The organism is Pelotomaculum sp. FP, from assembly GCF_004369245.1.
Taxonomy (GTDB): domain Bacteria; phylum Bacillota; class Desulfotomaculia; order Desulfotomaculales; family Pelotomaculaceae; genus Pelotomaculum_C; species Pelotomaculum_C schinkii.
Map to the genome: position 1 here is coordinate 46,130 of NZ_QFGB01000002.1, position 17,434 is coordinate 63,563.

Annotated in this window: 12 protein-coding genes; all 12 read right to left on the reverse strand. The window is 54.1% G+C overall.

The window, feature by feature from the left end:
- Positions 1–134 precede the first annotated feature (134 nt).
- A complete protein-coding gene (locus tag Psfp_RS01010) occupies positions 135–1,463 on the reverse strand; it encodes an LCP family protein (protein WP_134216693.1) in 1,329 nt (442 codons plus the stop codon).
- A 25-nt stretch (positions 1,464–1,488) separates the two neighbouring features.
- A complete protein-coding gene (locus tag Psfp_RS01015; RefSeq protein ID WP_134216694.1) occupies positions 1,489–1,902 on the reverse strand; it encodes a hypothetical protein in 414 nt (137 codons plus the stop codon).
- 82 nt (positions 1,903–1,984) lie between these two features.
- Positions 1,985–3,085: a polysaccharide pyruvyl transferase CsaB gene (csaB, locus tag Psfp_RS01020; protein ID WP_134216695.1), complete on the reverse strand. Its 1,101-nt coding sequence runs from the start codon at positions 3,083–3,085 to the stop codon at positions 1,985–1,987.
- 269 nt (positions 3,086–3,354) lie between these two features.
- Entirely contained in the window at positions 3,355–4,077 is a 723-nt protein-coding gene (locus Psfp_RS01025; protein ID WP_134216696.1) for a WecB/TagA/CpsF family glycosyltransferase, read from the reverse strand.
- Between the two features lie 281 nt (positions 4,078–4,358).
- Positions 4,359–4,817, reverse strand: coding sequence for a MarR family transcriptional regulator (locus Psfp_RS01030; RefSeq protein ID WP_134216697.1), 459 nt, complete (start codon positions 4,815–4,817; stop codon positions 4,359–4,361).
- Positions 4,818–5,041: 224 nt separating this feature from the next.
- Positions 5,042–5,854, reverse strand: coding sequence for a stalk domain-containing protein (locus Psfp_RS01035; RefSeq protein ID WP_192895221.1), 813 nt, complete (start codon positions 5,852–5,854; stop codon positions 5,042–5,044).
- 279 nt (positions 5,855–6,133) lie between these two features.
- Entirely contained in the window at positions 6,134–7,228 is a 1,095-nt protein-coding gene (locus Psfp_RS01040; RefSeq protein ID WP_134216699.1) for a TolC family protein, read from the reverse strand.
- Positions 7,229–7,344: 116 nt separating this feature from the next.
- Positions 7,345–8,469, reverse strand: a complete 1,125-nt coding sequence (locus Psfp_RS01045) for a copper amine oxidase N-terminal domain-containing protein (RefSeq protein ID WP_134216700.1) — start codon at positions 8,467–8,469, stop codon at positions 7,345–7,347.
- 362 nt (positions 8,470–8,831) lie between these two features.
- Positions 8,832–11,198 carry a copper amine oxidase N-terminal domain-containing protein gene (locus tag Psfp_RS01050; protein WP_243120411.1) on the reverse strand — a complete coding sequence of 789 codons (2,367 nt, stop codon included), beginning with the start codon at positions 11,196–11,198 and terminating at the stop codon, positions 8,832–8,834.
- Between the two features lie 438 nt (positions 11,199–11,636).
- Positions 11,637–12,698, reverse strand: coding sequence for a zf-HC2 domain-containing protein (locus Psfp_RS01055; RefSeq protein WP_134216701.1), 1,062 nt, complete (start codon positions 12,696–12,698; stop codon positions 11,637–11,639).
- Positions 12,699–12,704: 6 nt separating this feature from the next.
- Positions 12,705–13,313, reverse strand: coding sequence for a sigma-70 family RNA polymerase sigma factor (locus Psfp_RS01060; protein WP_134216702.1), 609 nt, complete (start codon positions 13,311–13,313; stop codon positions 12,705–12,707).
- 415 nt (positions 13,314–13,728) lie between these two features.
- Positions 13,729–17,397 (reverse strand): S8 family serine peptidase, encoded by a 3,669-nt coding sequence (locus tag Psfp_RS01065; RefSeq protein WP_134216703.1) that lies wholly within the window; start codon positions 17,395–17,397, stop codon positions 13,729–13,731.
- Positions 17,398–17,434 lie beyond the last annotated feature (37 nt).

A 17,434-nucleotide genomic window follows, 5' to 3' on the forward strand; every position in this document is an offset into this window, starting at 1 on the left:
TTTAAATATATACCATACAAAAAGCACCAATGTCAATACGATATTGTACTTGGATTACATACATAACCATTTTGCCCAGTTTTGACCTGAGAACTATACTTATGGTAGTTGATATGGCTTGCATCACTAGAGGATTAAGTTCGCCCTGAACTGCTGGTTTTCGTTGTTCCCGGGATGCCCGGGTTATATCCCTCTGCGCTGTCGCCCTGGGAAACGCCGCTCTGGCCGGTCTTGCCCGTTCGTGAGCCTGTGCGGGGGTCACTGCTGCTCTCTGTTTCGCCTGAAGTTTCTTCCTCATCCTCCCCGTCTTCGTCAACGGGCGTAATGGTAACCGCACCGTCTGAAGCAGAGGCGCCTGAGGCGCCGTTTTTAGTCCCCTGCCCCGGCTTGGCCGGGGTTGTCTCCTTGTCTTCGCTTTGGTCCGGCGGGGAGGTGGAAGATGCCTGCTCAGTGGCCGGTGAGGCTTCCTCATCCTCAGGCTGTTCAGCCCGCCCGGAGGACCCGGCGCTGGCCGGCAGGCCGCTCAACGGGGTGGTCAGGACAACGTTGGTCACGGTCTCCCCATTGAAAAGATTGGCCAACATCTGCTTGGCTTCAGCCGGTTCAACCCCCCAGTAACTGACCCCGTCAATATTTACGGGCCGCCCCGGCAGGGTCTGGGCCACAATGCTGCCGTTTTCCAATTTTTTGCCGGCTGAGGCCAGGGTCATCATATCGCCGAGACTCAGGTTGGTTTTAACACACTTATTTATTTCCGGGACCAGCGTCGGCAGCTTAAAAATAGTGCTGGGCTGCAGCATCTCTTTGGCCAGGGCCACCAGGAACTTCTGCTGGTGCGCGGTGCGATCAATGTCACCCATGGCATAGTCCCGGTAGCGAACATACTGCAGCGCCTTATCCCCATCCAGGCGCTGGACGCCCTTTTTGAGGTTAATCGAGTAAACGCCGCCATCATCCGGGTCATAGTGGTTCATATCCTGCTCGACATCGAGTGTTACTCCACCGAGCGCGTCCACGATATCCTTAAAGCCGTTGAAATTGACCTGGACATAGTACTTGACCGGTATCCCCAGCAGGTCCGAAACCACCTTCATGGACATATCGGTACCGCCATACACGGAGGCGCTGTTGATTTTGTCCCAACCGTGCCTGGGGATATTTACCCTGGTGTCCCGCGGGATGGACAACAGGGACATCTGCTTGCTTTTGGGATCCACGCTGGCCAGGATTATGGTGTCGGACCGGGCCATATTTTCGCCGCTGCGGGCGTCATTGCCCAAAAGAAGGACATTAAGCCTGTTTCCCTTGTTAAAATCTGGGCTGTTCGGATCATCCATTACAGGCGGAAGGATATCATTTTTGAACAGCTCGTAGCCCCCTGCCGCCAGCAGGGCCACCAGCAACAGGCAGCATATGATGAAAGGCGCCTTGCGCTTGAGCCTTCGCCTTCTAACTTTCAACACGATTCACCCCATTCCATCAGCAGGTCTATTGGATGCTGGCGCCGCCACGGTACATGACCACCGCGAAATCTATTGCTTTGATGCCGCGGCCGTCTTCCCGCGGAATAATCAGCAGGTGATTGAGAGCTACTTTATCATTGGCGGCAATATCCACACCGGCAGTCACATCGGGGATACCGTTCCCGGAACTGTCAACAACCACAGCCTGCCCGCGCCTGACCAGCAGTTCCGTCCCGGCCTTGCCCTTTAACACCTGACCGGCTTTGAGGTCGGCTACTTTCCACTGCACGTACTGATCCACGTAACTCTGCGTTACCAGCGGGTCCCCACTGCCGCCGGGGTCAGCGTCCCCTGCAAAGGCTGTAAATCCCCATAATGCAAGTACCAGCGCAGCTGTAACCACAACTACTGCCGGCAAAATGATTCTGTGTAATTTCATCGTCCACTCCCCCTAGGCATAGAGTTCCACATGTTTCTCCCAAATCCTGCAGGCACGAACTGGCAAAACGGCTCCCTACTTATTAGACGCCGCAGCCGCGTAAAAGTTCAGCTGCCAGTTCAGCATTTTTCAGGGCTTCTTTTTGCAAAGGCGCAACCCGCTCCCGTAACTGAGAACCAAGTTTTGCCCGTTCCGCCAGTACTTGCGTGAGCCTCGCCGACAATTCCTTATAATCAAGCTGTTCGGCGCTGAGGCCGGGCGGCAGGCCGACTGATTGAAGAAAACGGTTGACTTTGGGATCGTAAGGGATGCCGACCAGGGGAACGCCAAAGAGCGAGCTGAAGATGAGAAAATGCAGCCTCATCCCGATGGCCAGGTCCAGGTTGGCCGTCAATGCCAGGATGTCCATATAATCGGCGCTTTTCTCCAGGAGAAAGGCGGGCTCGGACATGCGGGCCGCCACCTCGCGGCAACAGTCCAGGTCGACGTTGCGGTGCATGGGCACCAGAAGGACCTGCCATCCTAAAGCCGCCAGATCATCGGCGCCCCGCGCCAAAACCTCAAGATAACCCTTCGCATTTTTCCACGGCCGCACGGAAATGCCGGCCACCGGACCACTGCCCAGACCAAGCGAGGAGAGAATTTCCTTCCCCCTGGCAATGTCAATCTGAGCAGGGTCCAGGCCAAGGACGGGGTCTGCGGTGACTTCGATGGCCGGACGCGTCACGCCAAGGGCTGTCAGTTCCTCCCTGGAGTCGGTGTCACGGACGGTTATTGCGTCAACCCGGTTGGCTACAATCCTGACCATGTTTTTGCCCAAGGCGGTATGAACCGGACCGATACCCTGCGCGTAAAAGAATACAGGTCTGCCCAGAAGCCTGGCCATGGCCACAATACTGAGGTAATAGATGATGCTTTTGGGCCCGGTCACATCCTGCAAAAGCCCGCCGCCCCCACTGATTAAAAGGTCTGCCTCCCTCAACGCCCGCCATACCTGCCCAAGGTTGTCGCGCAAAACCGAGCGCACGCTGAACTGCCTGGCTGTGCAAACCGGGTCCTTCGACAGGACGGTCGCCTCCAGGCCGGGAACAGCAGCCCGCAAAGCCTGCAGCATGGCATGCAATACGGCCTCGTCGCCGATGTTGTCAAAACCGTAGTATCCTGATATAACCACCCTGGGCATGTATAGTCTCCCGCAAGATTGTGCCTTGGACCGGTTCATTAGGCGTCCGCCGGCATTTTATATAGAATAATACCGTGTTAAAAGATGTCGTAAGCCGTAGGGCGTAGGGCGTAATATATACTGCATTCCTTTGAGGTCTTTATTAGACCGTCAGAATCCTGAAGAAACGTAAACAAACCTTTATTTTACGCCTTACGCCCTACGACCTGCGACCTCAATCCAAACAGCTTCCATAATCCGGCAGCAGTACCGGACGACACTGAAGTCCTTTAGAGCCTGTACCTTTTTATTACCATCCAGACAAACCTGGGCAGGATCAGCTGGCGGCGCCAGCGGGAAGGCTCCCGGAGCAGGCGGGCCAGCCATTCCAGGCGCAGGCGCTGCAGCCATCGAGGAGCCCGCCGTACCTTTCCGGCAATAACGTCAAAGCTGCCTCCTACCCCTACCGCAACGGACGCGCCTGTTTGCTCCAGATAACGATCAATCCACTGTTCCTGTTTCGGCGCGCCCAGCGCCACAAAGATCAACTGGGGCCGGGTTTGCCGTACTATTTCGGCCACGCCGGCAGCCTCTTCATCGCTGAAATAACCGTGGTGGGTACCTGCCACCTGCAAGCCCGGGTAGCCTTGACACAGCCTGCCTGCAGCCTCTTCGGACACACCGGGCGCCGCGCCCAACAGGTAAACCCGCCAGCCTTCATTAGCGGCCCGGTGGACTAAAGAGAGCATCAGGTCTATACCGGTGACCCGTTCAACCACCCGGCGACCTGCCATCCGGCAAGCCCATACTATACCTATTCCATCAGGCGTGACCAGAGCAGCCCGCCTGGCAAGTTCCATCAGCTCAGGCTCAAACTGGGCCCGGTATAAAAATTCAGGGTTCAGCGTCAATACCCGGTGCGGTTGGCCGCTCTTTATGAAGCCGGCTACCTTCTCGACGCTTTCTTCCATGGTGAGCGCATCTATCGGCGCCCCAAGAAGAGTCGTTTTCATCGCCAAAGTCCTTTTTTCTCATTTATCATCTCTATTACGCCAATGCTTTGACTATTCTACCACAGATTTGCTTAATTCTCCAGATTGCCGGCTGTTATGCTGCAGAAAAGGTACAAAATTCACCCCATCGCTAAACTTCGTCCCCTAATAAAGAACCCGCCTGCAGGGCGGGAAAAGGCTACAATAAGTCAGCCCGGCTTAGCTTATGAAAAGTATAAACTAATTATTTATTAATCATCGCTCCATCCTAAATAGCCATTTAGAATAATCTTGCTTAACCCTCAAGGTTTTTTCTTTTTTTCTTCCGCGCGCATCGAGGTTAAGACTTTTTCGTAGATTTCCACCAGCTTTTCCATATCCTCCACGGTCAGCTGGCCAAAATACTTGTTCGAAACTTTTCTCCTGGCTTCTATACAATTGGCCAGGATCTCCTTGCCCCTGGCTGTTGCTTCCAGCCAGACCAGCCTGCGGTCCTGTTCATCGCGGGAACGCGACACCAGCCCTGCTTTAACCAGGCGGTTTACCAGGGCGGTAATGGCGCTGAGGGACACGCCAAGTTTCTCCGCTACCTCAGAAACGGTCAGGCGACCTGGATCCTGAATTGTTTTTAAAACGAAAAACTGGCTGCCAGTAATACCCGAAATCATCTGATCGGCCAGTTCAACGTGCAGCCTGCGGACCATCTCCATAAAGACTGCCTCAAGGCGAGAGTGATATTTTTCCAGGTTTGAATCTTCCATCGTGGACCTCCTCGCAACTCTTAAACAGCTAAATATTTTATTGGATTAAGTATATGTCGCTATTTTATGCTTGTCAAGAAATCGCCGAACCCAACTTCAGGTTTTTAAAAGCAGAACCCACCTTACACCGTTATAGTAAACGCGCTGCGTGAGCCGAAAGGACGCAGCGCGTTGATGTTTGCTCATCCCATGGGGAACCCGCTTCCGGCATGGTTAACTTTGGGCTAGTCAGAAAAAAACTTTAATTTATAGGACGCATAGTCAGGTCCTTTTTCCAAAGTTATCTTAAACTCCCCGTACTTTCGCTGTTCAAAATCATCCACGTCTCTTTCACCAAAGTTGACTAATTTACCATTTTTGTCAAACAACGCCGCCTGCACCAGCGGGTGATTGTATTCTCTTTTAAGGTCATCGTCAGCCCTTTCGATTTCCCCTGTTACATAGATGAAATCATTGTAAATATCCGGATCTCTGGAGAACCTTACTTCACTAAAACTCACTTCGGCAGGAGTTATATCTATTTCGCCTTTTGCTGAAAAGTTGAATTTCACTGAACTGACCAGATTTCTTTTATCCGAGTCGGACCGCATCTTGAAATAAGCGGTTTCTCCGGGGGTTATCCCCGGCGGCAAGGTGGCCGTCAGCTTTTCAATGACGTTTCCACCGGCGTCCAGTACTTCAGCCTTGACCTTGCCTTCGCTGTAAGTTTTATTGGACTCGTTTTTAACCTCCCCCAGGATCACATAGCCATACTCATCGTTAAGTTTCTGATATGAGACCAGGCTGTAAGGAGGCATATTCTCGGGTGTGGTCATCACTACCGTCCGGTTATCAGCATCCCAGCTGACGTTAATCCCCAGCGACTCAGCCACAAACCGCAGCGGCACAAAGGTACGGCCGTCGATAATCTGAGGCGGCGTATCCGGTTGAACTTCCTTACCGTTGAGGACTATCTTTACCGGGTCATCCGCCCCTGCTGCCATACCCGCCGAAGTGAGGATAATTCCTACGATCAGGCCAATGATAAACTTTTTCATGAAAACCCTCCCAAGCATGAATATTAATAGAAATATTCCATAACTGCTCAAAAAAACCTCCTATATCATCAATATTTTTATATTTTCCTCTTCATGCTTATCGTAGCAACAGCACTCTCTGGAAAATACCCGCATCTAATTTGCTGCATTCATAACTCTCCTTGGGCCATATATGATAAAAAAAAAGGCTTTTCCGCACCCTGCTGGCAGGGTATGAAAAAGCCATCTTCGATTTTCTGTTTTTAGTCCAACTGGTCCTTCCGGTTAGATTTGACCATTTTAACTATATGCCCACGGCTTCTCGAAGGCCAAAGCTAAAATCTGGTGCTTGGTGCTGATATTCAGTAGAGACTGCCTGGCCTCGGCAAGAGCCAGGTCAGCACTCAAAAGGTCGCTTTTGGTGGCCATACCGGCGTCATATTTAACTTGAGCCACGCGCTGGTTTTCTTCGGCCAGGCGCACCGCTTCCTTCGCTCCGGCATATTGTTCCTCCAATTGGGTTGCGGAATAGTAGATGGTGCGCACCAATTCGGCCACCTGGTCCTTGGTATCGCTGGCGCTGATTTCTTTCTGCTCGACATCGATTTTTTTGGCTTCGTAAGGTTCTCCGTTGCTGGTGCTGGTGAAATCATACAGGCTCTTGGTCAGTTTGGCCACGTCAACCTCCTGCTGGCTCAGCCAGACGGACGGGCTTGCGTTTACTTTCCTGTTAACCTCGTGTTCCAGGTCTTTTACGTCCATCGGCACTATCTCCGGAACATCCACCAGCACCGGCCGGTCCTCTGCCGACAAGCCCACCAGCTGGTTCAGCTGCTGGTAGGCGTCATCCAGTGCTTTTTTGTCCGCTTCCAGGGTAGTCTCGGCCGCAGTGTAGTTCGTTTCAGCCTGCACCATGGCGACGGGATCGATGGTACCCACCCTTAGACCCACTGTTGCAACGTACCTCAGCCACTGCTTGTTCTGTAAGGTTAATTCGTCCACCCTCACCTTTTCCTGCGCGTCCAGGATACTGTTATAGGCCTTGTATACGGACATTACCACCTTGTCTTGCTCAACGGCTAAAGACCGCTTGGCCATATTGCGGGATATATCCGCTGAGGTCACTTTAAGATAGGAGCTTATTGCCCCGGAAGAAGCTGAGGACGAGCCTGGCACATAATCAATCCTGTCAGCAAGATAGTCCCTTACTTCCTTCGAGCGTTCCAGATCGTTTTCGGCTTGTTTAAGACCCTTGTTAATACTCAGCGCTTTATCCACCGCCGCCTGTAACGTAAGTTCCGGCTGGGCGGTTTCAGGCTCGTCGGCCCAGACCGAGGCCGGAAACAGACCGGCGAGCAACGCCAGGATTACCAGTAATATTAACGGACGCTGCATGGTTACACCTCGCTTGTAGACAAATTAGTTAAGCTGGTTAATTATAAACTATTATAAGTATATTTCCCTTGATATGGGCTGTCAAGCATAAAAAGGGGATTCAGAAAATGTTATTGTTATTTGGTATTTGCTATCTTTTCTACCGTTATCGTATTAGACGCCGGGTCCCATTGGGCTTCGGCCTCAAACGCCCCGGTTACCCAGCTCAGAGGGACCATGACGCGTCCCGGCGTTAACAATTCAGGCGGGGCGTCCATGGTGATGGTCCGGTCATCCACCGTCATAGTTCCGCTGCCGACAGTCATCTTGACCCTGCGGCCTTCACTGGTTATCGCCACACTCTGGTCAGCCTCGTCCCACTCGATGCCGGATTCTTCAATACCCAGGGCTTGGGCGGCATACCTGATGGGAAGATAGGTCCGCCCGTCTTTCAGGTAAGGCGCAACATCCATGGAGGTCTCCACGCCTTTGAGGGTGAAGGCGGACTTGCCGACGGTGAAGACTGCCTGGACCTCATTCTCAACGGGCGGCTCATTTACTACCGGTGTTGGGGTGACTTCTACTGCCGGTTCCGGAGTGACTTCAGGAACCGTTGTAACTGACGGTTGTGAGGTTGTCCCGCTGGTCCGGCCGGAAGAAACGTTCCCGGCGGCAAATCCTGAACTGGAGGGCGCGTCAAACGTCACCTGTATCTGCCCGGTGAAACCGCCCGGAACATACACCCGCCTTGCATAAAGGTAAAATACGCATTCCTGGCCCGGGGTTATATTGCCGGCAATCTCCATCCTGACCTCGTTGCCGCTGAGAAGTGAAAAGCTGAGAACCGGCGTCTCCCCTTGGAACAAACCATTCTCGTCGCCTGAAATCCTCTTCGGCACTTCAATGTAATTAGCCGTACCGTACCGCACGTAATCGGATGTCGCGGTCATGGTGTTCCAGTCAGCTGTACCCTGCCGGGAGGAACCGGCCGCAGTCTGGCCCGCTTTCAGCGGCGCGGTGGTCCAGATAAAATCCTGGGGCAAACGGAAAGTGAGCACATCATTGGACTGCAGCTGCCCGGCTGTAAACCTGGCCATAATGGTCCCCAGTTCGTATACCGCATTGTCTTTAACCACGGGTGACTGGAGAACCTGGTAGGTACCATCCGAAGCCAGGGCGGTACCCGCCCCCGCAACCAGAAATACCGTGCAGCACAGCAGAGCGATAAGGAAAGTAATCCTGCGCCTGTTCTTAATGAACATAGACAATCCCCCTTTCTTAGCCTGGAATCTCCCGCACGCAGTTGTTCCGGGCTCTTACAAACATCATTATCCGGCCTTAAATGCTTCACTGGGTAAAGTATATCCTGGTGTTTTTTACTGTGTCAAGAACTAACTGGCACAACACCAAATACTCCGTAAAAAATGCCATGCCAAGTTGCAATCCCGTATACTAAAAAAGCTGTCAACAACTGTTCGTGCAGCTGGCTAAACCTGCACTATTTTACCAAGGGGAGGTAGATTTTTCTACTCATAGCTAAAACTTTTTGGAACCACCTGCATAGCAGGTAGTTTTCGTTATACAAAAAAACCGGGCTCTTCATGAGCCCGGTTTTTTGGTCAAGCTATATGGTGGTAACGGTCACGGTCTGGGTTGCAGCATCCCACTGGACGTCTGCACCTAAGGCCTGGGCAACCGCACGCAGGGGCAGCATGGTGCGGCCCGGGTCAACCAGCTCGGGAGCAACGTCCATGGTGAACGGCACGCCGTTAATCAGCATGATGTTGCTGTTCATGACGAGTTTGATCACACGGTCACCCTTGATGATAACCACGCTCTGCTCGTCTTGGTTCCACATAATGTTGGCATCCGCAACGCCCAGGGCGTTGGCTACGTACCGAACGGGCAGGAAGGTCCGGTCGTTCTTCAGGTACGGGGCCACGTCCATGGTTGCCTCATTGCCGTTGACTGTGTAGGTGGCGGCGCCAATCGTAAAGGTGGCAACAGCTGATGTACCCTCGGGGGCCGGGGTGACGACCTTGGCGTTGACGCAACTGGCGTTGGTGCCGCTCCTTGAGAAGATCGCATAACCACCGGTAACAGAGTCCGCTTTGAAAGCTTCCTGGGAGTCAATTGAAATGACGCCGGCAGCACTAATGTCAGCACTACCATAGTAGTCTTCAACTTCCTCCGGATCGTTTACATCCGCTACGGCGCTTCCCTTGACCTTGAAGACGATGTCTCCTTCGGCCACGGTCCGGTCAACAATGTAGTTGATATTGCTGACCTTGATTTTGCTGGCTTCGGAGCTTTCGCCGTCAATGTAGAAGGTCATCTGGTTGTCGTCTTCCTGGCTCTTCATGCTGCCGGTGTCGACGTTGAGGTCGCCCTCAACCACTTCTACCTTGGGTTTGTTGGCAAAGCGCACGCCCGTAGGCAGGTCGAGGACCACCCACTCGTCCTTGTTAATGGCGCCTGCTTCGGTTTCGCTTATGGTCACTTCGCCAATTTCGTTCACTGTGCCGATTTTCACTTCAGGCTTGCCGGTGGCTTCAACAGTAATCGGCGTGACGATTTTGGCCACGGTCAGTTCGTCGCTCAGGCCGGCGGTGCCGCCCACTTTAACTACCAGGTCGCCGGTAACGCCCGGCTCCAGAACCACTTCCAGGTCGTCCAAGACCAGTTCGGCGGCGTCCGTGGAACCAGTACCATTACTAGCTTTAAATTCAAACTTGACAGTTTTGCCGTCCTTCCCGGGGAAGTTCACGAGGTCTATCCTTAGACCGCTGTCATTATCATCGTCCAACGCGCCCCAGCGGGCGTTTTCCGGCAGTTCCAGGGTCAGGGTGCGGCCATTGATAAGGCTCTCTGCAACGGATTCACTGATGGTGATCGGCGCAATTGCCTGTTCGAGCATACCTGCGTACACGGTCGGGACGTCGCCGGCAGTAATCTCGACATCATAGGTCCCGTAGGCGCCGACTACTAATTCGGACGGCGTGACGTCGCTGTCACCGCTCAGCTTGGCCGTGATCTCGCCGGTCTTGGCATCGGTCTCGTCGTCCACGTTAATTTTAACATCGAACTCAAAGCTGGTAGCCTCATTGGATTCATTTTCAATGCCTATTGTCAGCTCATCTTCATCGCAGGTAATTGTAATGCCATCTAGGAAAGCAGCTCTCTCATCACCCCAGATGATATTATCAGCACTCACAGTTATATCATCGCCGCCGCCGGTGGCCGCCCATGTAAAGCCGCTGGGCAGCTTGATAATCAAGGATTCATCATCCTCACTCAGGGAGCCGGCGGTGTCCTCAGTAACGCGGAAAGTGATTTCATCGCTGTCGGTAAAGGAATCTTCACCGCTAACGGATACGGCAACCTCGCCACCGGTGACGTTACCGATGGTAACGGTGCCTTTCGGGAAGCCGGAATTGTTAGGCCTTGTTGCAACCAAGTCGATAGTTCCATCGTAGCCGTCTTCCACCCAGATTTTCTTGGGATAAACATACAGGAAATATTCATCTCCAGATGAAGGTTCGCCGTCAACGGTCACACTGATTTCTTTGTCGCTGATCTGTTTTACCTTCAAATCAACGCCATACAGGCCGTTATTATCGCCCGCGTATTTTTCGGGGATCTCAATGTAGTTACCGTTTTGTGCTTTTTGGCCGTAACTGTAAGTGCTGCCGCTTACAGTCCCACTCCAGTCACTACCTGTCATCACATCGTCACTGTCAGTGCCCGATGCTTTGACCCAGACAAAATCACTGGGCAGGCTAAAGTTAATGCTGTGACCCTCCTGCAGGGAGCCTGCAGTAATCTTGACCAAAACCCCGCCCAGAGCGGTAACGACGCCGTCGTCGACGTTAGGAGCCGATAGAGGCGTAAAATCACCGGACGCGAAGGCCGGTGTCGCGGTCGGCACGATCATTGCCGCCAGGAAGCATAGTGTCATCAGGATCGATAATGCTTTTCTTTTCAGCTTCAAACTAAATTCCCTCCTAAAAACCAAATATTTTACGATAACCCGTACCGCTTGCCAGCGGAGCCGTTATAAGACTCTTAATCATCTCCCTTCATATGGTAATCAACAAGTTCCTTGCTGTAGACCGGCTGAGAATACTAACTGGTTGATTGTAAGCAGCAATATGGACGTATTCAACCGGGAAGCCGGTTTTACGGGTCGGGTTTCTTCCCCGGCCTGTTTTTTCTCCCCTCGTTTGCCACCTGACTAATTAGACAGCCAGTCAGGCCCAAAAGTTCCACCGCCGGTGAAATTTTTCAAAAAACATTTTAAAACGGCAAAATTTTGCTCCAAAGACTCCGGCCTTAACGTCCGGCCATGCTGCCGGTCTTAGCGCGGGAACAATAAAAGCCGGCGCTTCAACCGGCTTTTGAACAGCTTGGCGTATGCGGTTATTTTCAGTTAGTTGCTTTCCAGCCGGACCATGACGACCCTCTTGCCCGCCTCTTCTTTCCAGCCGGCAAGCTGCTGCTCGTACGAAGCGGCCTGGGTTTCCATCTTTTGCTGTTCCGCGGGATCCTGTACCGTACTCTGACGAGCCAGTAAATCATTGTATTCAATTAGCGTCTTATTATAAAGAGGCGTTAAATCCGAGCTTTCGTCCTGCCGGTCAACCACCGCCCCCACCTGGCCAAGATTAGAGATCAACCCGGGAGCCTGATCGGAGGCGACCGTCATCCTCATCACCAACACCGGCCGGCCATTGTTCTGCTCCGAAAAAACCTGGCTGGCGGCGCCGGAAGCATCTGCTATTGAAACAGCTTTACCCCTGGCGGAATCCATGTCGTTGACTGTCAACATCAAAGACGTTTTGGTTACTTTCATGCTTTCATGGCAAAATTCGAATTCTCCGCCAGGCGCGGATTGAGCCACCTCGGTTTTGCCGGGAGCGCCTGCCGGCGGGCCGGCTTCTGTGCCGCCGGCTTCACTCTCGTGAATGTCGCCGGGCGAACTTCCTGAAGCGCCTCCATCCTGGAGAACTCCGGGACTGTCAACGGCGCCGCCCGGCCCTGCGCCGGCGGCTTCGTCAGGGTTGCCGGGAACCACGTGCTCACCACCGTCATCAGCCGAAACAGCAGGGGGAGATGGTTCCAGAACTACCGTTTTACCGCCATCGCCGGCCATTCTCCAAATCCCCGCCGTGACTCCCGCGGAGCTGCCTGCAATGAACAGCAGCGCCGCCGCTGCCGCCACAGACTTCCGCCAGGCGGCGGGAATATATTTCAACAGACTCCGGCGCTCCTGCTTGAGCCTGTTCATAACCGAACTGCGCAGCTCGACCGGGGCCTCGATCTCGGCCCGGCCAATTTCCCGCAGGGTTCTGGAAAGCCGCTCTTGCAGCAAATGTTCATATGCGCAAGCCCGGCAATTCGCAATATGCGCGGCCAACTCAAAACTCTCCGCTTGGGTAAGCTGGCCGTCCGGCTGCAGTGATATCAATCTTTCAGCCGTGCGGCAATCCATACGCCCTCACCTTCTCTCCCTGGCGGCAGCCACGTCTAAGTCGACATGCCGCCCCAATTCCGTCATCTCCCGTCGCAGCACCTCGCGTGCCCGGCTGAGGCGGGACTTTACGGTTCCCAGCGAACAGCCAAGCAGACACGCGACCTCTTCATAACTGTATCCCTCTATTTCCCGCAGCACCAGCACCGCCCGGTGCTCCTCGGTCAATTTATACAAAGCTGCTCGGACCAGCCCGCGAAATTCCTTCTCCTCAAGAGCCTCCAGCGGGTCGCCGTCCAAAGCGGCCACCTCGCGCTGCATATTGCCGCCGTCTCCGGACTCGTAGGGTTCATCCAGCGACACTATTTTGCGGCTGTTCTTTCGTTTAATATTCAACCAAATATTTAATGTAATCCGGTGCAACCAAGTACCGAAATCAGCCTCGTTGCGGAAACTGCCCAATGCCTTATAAGCCCTGATAAAGACTTCCTGAGACAAATCCTGAGCGTCATCCTGGTTCCCGGCAAGATGGTAGCACAGCTTATAAACCCTGTTCTGGTAAAAGCCCACCAACTCTTCGAAGGCACGGGGGTCATTTGATTGTGCTTTTCTTACCAGGGTACTGGTATCGTGCACGGAAGCCACTCCTGATAATGCAGAACCTCCCGCTTACCTTATTAGACACAGGCATACCGGAAAAGTTCCGGCCGCGCAGAGGCTCTGCAAAATTTTTTATATTCCCAAAAACAAAGAGGAACACTAATAGTTCCTCCTTGTGATTCTACCATATGCCTTCCCGTGGCGCAATCCTGCTCCGCGCCGGCATGGGGGATCCTGGAAAACCGATTGGTTTGAATTGAAGCGCCTCAAACCATGACCAAGCCGCGCATGGCCCGGAAGCTCAGGATTTCCGTAGAGGAAGCAAGGCCTGCCCGGCCTTGCTTATCTATATATTTTTAGTAATAGAATGAATTGGAAGATTGCAGCTGTTGTCAAATACCGCCAAAAACGATGGGCGAACTCTTCCAACTTAATGTAGACCGGGACAGACTTAGCCTCGTTGTATTTTTGTCCCAGGCTGCCGGACCTCTTGATATGCTGTCCGTTCCTGCGGCTGACGTCCTGCAAAGTATTCCAACAGGCGGTCCATTACCTTTGCCATCTCACCGGCTGTCACCGGAGCGTCCGGCTCAAAGGCGCCGTCCGTACGGCCCCGCATCAGCCCCGTGGCGGCCATTTCGCCAACGGCCTGGAGGGCCCAGGACGGGATGCTCCCGGCATCCTTATAGGACAGAACACCGGGTCCGGACGGCTGAACACCCAGGTCACGCAGCAAGGCAGCCAGCACCAAGGCGGATTCAGCGCGGGTAAGGCTTTTCTGGGGTAGAAAGCTGCCATCAGGCCCGCCCCTGAAGATCCCTCTCAGCTTGGCTTCAGCTGCTGCGGCACGGCAGTTGGACGGGATATCTGCGGCATCTTTGAAGTCAAGCGGCCTGTCACCGGCTTTGGGCCAGTTTAAAAGCATCGAAATGGCGGCAACGACCTGTGCGCGGGTCATCGCGACTTCGTCCAGAGAGCCTGTATACCCGTCTTGTCCCATTACTTCAGCAATAATCTTAGCCGCATCAAAGCCGCCGTTCCAAAGCCCCCCCGGCAAGTTTACTTTTCTGCCGGCGACGTTACCCGTGCCGCAATCTACCGCCACCAAAGTAAAATCGTATCCGTCCTTATCATTACGCGGCAGGGAGAAGCTGAACCTTCCTGAACTGTCTACAGCTATGTCCTGGCTGGAACCATCCTCACCCCACAGGCAAACGGTATTACCCGCTCCCGTACTGCCGGTCACCGCCAGCCCCTCCGGCAGGGGAAGCATGGAAGAAAAAAGCGGCGGCGAAGCGCCGGCGCCAGCGGCATCCACTGAAACTAGGACGTAACAGCCGGTCGAGAGCTCTGCGGTATACTCAAGCGTAACTTTGTCACCCGGCCGCAAGTCTCCCGGGTGTACAGAGAAACCGTTTTTTCTATAGCGGGTGGCGCCGGAAACCAGGTAGGCGCTTTCACCTGCCGTGATCGTGCCGGCCGCGGCATCGTAGTCTGAGAAGATCCCGTTGGCGAAAAAGGTGTCCGCTATGTCCAACTGCCAGATTTCTTTGGCGCCAGGGTCAGTGGTGATCCTGACCCTGCCGCCGGGCGCTATGGACACCTCGTTGGTCCTGGTTCCCCAGCGATAAATTACTGCCTCCGGGGTGAGGTAAAGCGAATGATACTGATCGTCGTCACCCAAAAAATAGAGTGTCCTGTTTTTCTTGGTGAATTCAATGGCCTTACCATAAATAACATTGCTGTAAGCCGCCAACCCGATAGCTTCACCGGTATCAGGCAAAACAATCAGAGCCACGTGGTCGCCGGGGCTGATATCGTTAAAGGACGCGTCCGCCTTGTCCTTCTTGATCGGCGCTCCGGTCAGCAGCCTGAAAAAAGCCCCGTTTTCCAGCCGGACTTCGCCCCTGGCCGCAACCGTTTCACGGACCGTGCCAAGTGCGACCTGCCGCTTGACGGCCAGATACTCCACCTGACCGCTGGAAGGAGCAATCTCTATACGGACGGGCATACCGGGCAGAACTTCCACCAGCTCTTCCAGGGCACCGGTCCCGAAAGGGAGGTCCTCCGTTTGCGAGTTGATATAGCTGTCCTCGAAAGAATAGACCGCCTTCGACGAAATGGGATAGGATTTCTTTGAACCCTCCAGCAACAACTTTTTCTCGCCTTTTTCAGTAAGAACAGCCGCAACGATCCCTTCCTGTTCATTGTAGGAAACCCTTACCTGCCGAATTTTTTGGTCAAAAGGGTTTACTGTAGCGCTGACTTCCACACTGTTCGGCAGCTCTACAGGCGAACCGGCTTTCCCGTTCACCAGCACTTCCTGCCCATCGGCCAGATTATAGCCGCCAGTCCTTATGTCCTGGTTCGCTTCTGTGAAAATGATCCCGTTCGCTGTCCTCAGCACCATTGCGCCGGGCGCCCGCCAGAGCCGTACTGTAAGATAGACCTTCCCTGGAGTACGGTAAACCAAAGCCCCCGGAAGCAGGTGGGCCTGGTCGGAGACAGCAATCTGGTCGTCGATCAGGTTTACCAGCGGCAGCTGAGAGGTGCTGAACGAGCCGCCCTGTTCCAGAACCACGTAACCTTCATTAACCTTACTCACCACTCCCTGTGCCGGGGCTTGCCCCCAGACCAGCGCAAAATCCTGTAAAGCCACGGAACTACCGCTTATGACACTGCGATTGACGTCGGCCCCTACCACCCGGACAGTATATTCGCCGGGCGCCGGCGAGGGAAGGTAAACCTGCTCCACATTGTTAATCCGATCCGGGCTGTTTCGCCCGAGGAAATGGTTGCCATAGTACATTCTCCCGTCGGGAGTCTGCACAATAAGATCCAGGTCATTGACCAGCGTATGGGTGCTGCCGGCTTCCGCCGCCGGGTCGGTCCAGGCCAAAGTGGCTTTAAAAGGAGCCGTGGTGTCGGTAACCGTGAATTTGTAAGACAGTCCTTCTCCCTGGGCCACCCCCATCCATTCATCTTTAATCTGGAAGGCGCCCTCTTTCAGGGCGATGGTTGTCCCGGCCATATCGATTATACCGAAGCCATCTTGAGAGGAACCTTCCGGAAGGGAGCGGGCGCCGTTAATGAGCGCTGCCTTTAACAGCGCCGCCGAGGGTGACTGCATCTTCATTTCTTTATTAAAGTATTCCCGCAAAAGGGCCGCACTGCCGCCGGCTACCGCGGCGGCCATGCTTGTTCCCTGCATGCGGGTATAGTCCGGGTACCCAGGCATGTTCCCATCAACCAGCCGGGAACGGGCGGATATTACAGCTGTGGCCGGAGCCAGCAGTTCCGGCTTAATCCTGCCGTCCCCGGCGGGTCCGCGGGAAGAAAAATCAGCTGGCGACATGGAATCATCGGCGCCCGCTACAAAAGCCGGCCGTGGCAGTTCGGAAGCGCCGACCGCCAGGGCGTTCTTACTGTTAGCCTCGGTAGTAATGGTTGATGCCGCAGGTCCGCTGTTCCCCGCGCCAAAGGCGACAAGAAAATCGGGATTGCTGCGCACAAATTTATCAACCTGGGCGGCAGTATTACCGTAGGTGTCCGCCCCACTACCCCAAGCGTCCACATGGACGCGCGCCCCGGCGGAATAGGCCGGCCAAAACAAATCCTCAAGGTTGTCCGGCGGCTGCGGTTGGCCTTCACTGTTCAGGATGCCCTGGAAATAAATACTTGCGCCGGGCGCGACGCCCCGAAATTTCCCATTGGAAGCGGCTCCCGTGCCTGCAATGGTAGCGGCCATATGGGTCCCGTGCCCGTCGGGATCATCCGGGGTATCCCGCCCGGCCCAGGACTTTAACATAACGACCTTGGGCATTTTCCCCGGTACGCTCTGTAAATCCGGGTGGATATCATCCAGGCGTCCGGTGTCCAGGCCGCTATCGGCTATGGCCACTATCTGGCCTTCTCCTGTAAGGCCGCCAGGTACAACAAAGTCCGGGACGTTTACGGCCGTAGCGCCGGTTATATCCCTGGCGCGATCATTGAGAAAAGAAACCGGGTTTGCGTTATGTACAGGCGCCGAAAAACCGGAAAGAGTTATCAAGGTCAGGCAGGCCGCCAAAGCCAAAAGCACAGCCAGGGCCTTTCCCCTGACAGAAGTCAAAAAACGCATAAAAAACCCCCAAAGCTTCTATGTAAAGGTCCGTTGC